This is a genomic window from Desulfovibrio porci, from assembly GCF_009696265.1.
GTDB lineage: Bacteria > Desulfobacterota > Desulfovibrionia > Desulfovibrionales > Desulfovibrionaceae > Desulfovibrio > Desulfovibrio porci.
This window is the reverse complement of record NZ_VUMH01000034.1, coordinates 1-1,224: the sequence shown is the minus strand read 5'-3', so window position 1 is coordinate 1,224 and position 1,224 is coordinate 1. Positions and strand designations below refer to the sequence as shown.

General features: G+C 60.4%; 1 protein-coding gene. It reads left to right on the top strand.

Annotated elements, in window-relative coordinates; genetic code table 11:
- Nucleotides 1–354: 354 nt before the first annotated feature.
- Nucleotides 355–1,086, top strand: coding sequence for a LexA family transcriptional regulator (locus tag FYJ44_RS14350; protein WP_154513308.1), 732 nt, complete (start codon nucleotides 355–357; stop codon nucleotides 1,084–1,086).
- The last annotated feature ends 138 nt before the right edge of the window (nucleotides 1,087–1,224 follow it).

The window sequence follows — 1,224 nt, the reverse complement described above, 5'->3', positions numbered from 1 at the left end:
GCGCATGGCCCTGGTGGCGCGCGAGGACGGCCTTGCGCGCGCCCTGCGCCGCATTTCAGGCAGGGTGGACGCCGTGCGCTCCATCCGCAAGCTGTAGAGCGATTTCAAAGGTAAAACCACGCTTTTCCCGTAAGGGAGGGCGGCGTCAGTATTGAAACTGGACGCGCTTTCAATGCGAATGCGCAGGACTTGGCGGCAGATTTGAATGTTTCGCGTCATAGCGGTTGGCGCGAGGCGCCCCGGCTTTCTCGGGGGAGGAATCCCGGCGGCACGCGTCGCGTCGGCATATCCGGCGCGACGCCTTCCGGCTTCCCGTAAACACGGATCACAAAACTTTTCCCGCATGGTGCGCGGATGACGAAGCAACCTCCCAAAAGCCTGTTGAAATCGGCCCTGGATATCCTGCGCGAGGCCGCCTCGGGCAATCCCTATGCCAGCCAGGCCCAACTGGCCCGCGCCACCGGCGAATCCGAAGCCAATATTTCCCGCTGGCTCAACGGATCCGCCACTCCCACCCTGCGCAAACTGGAACCCGTGCTCACGGCTCTCGGCGTGCGCATTGTCCTGCCTTACGGCGCTGCGGCCCGGACAGAGGCCGTTGGGGAGCAGAGCAACACGACCCTGCCGCTGAAACAGCGGGCCGGATTCATGGCGTTGCCCATGCTCGGAGAAGTGGGCGCGGACAAGCCCCTGCCCGCTCTCATCCAAAAGCCTGAAGACTGGCTGATGGTACAGCGGGAATTGGCGCCGCCTTCGGCCGTGGTCCTGAAGGTGAGTGAACACGAGCGTTCCATGCTGCCCCGCATTTGTCCGGGCGACATGCTTCTGGTGGATACCGCAAAAAAAATTCCCATTTCGGAACGGGATGTATACCTGGTACGGGAACCCAAGCGCCAGGGAGGCAATCACTTGCTACGGCGGGTCGTCGTCAGGAAAAACGGCCGACAAACCTTTGTGCTGTTTTATGCCGACAATACCGCCGAAGGCTATGCGCCGTTGCTCTACGACCTTTCACATTATGAGAATGGCGACATCCATAATGCGGTGAAGGGGAAGGTCATCCTGCGGCTGACAAGTCAGGTTTAAGCCCGCGCCATACAGGATAAACGCCATGTAAAAAGCCTCCTCTGAAACGCTCAAGGCGTAACGGGGAGGCTTTTGCCAGGGTCGCACAAGCGCCATTTTTTCTTTTGGTGCGAGAGGGGGGACTTGAACCCCCATACC

What these genes read in the sequence shown, in the direction of transcription:
- FYJ44_RS14350 (WP_154513308.1), top strand. Translation starts at nt 355, where the DNA reads ATGACGAAGCAACCTCCCAAAAGCCTGTTGAAATCGGCCCTGGATATC.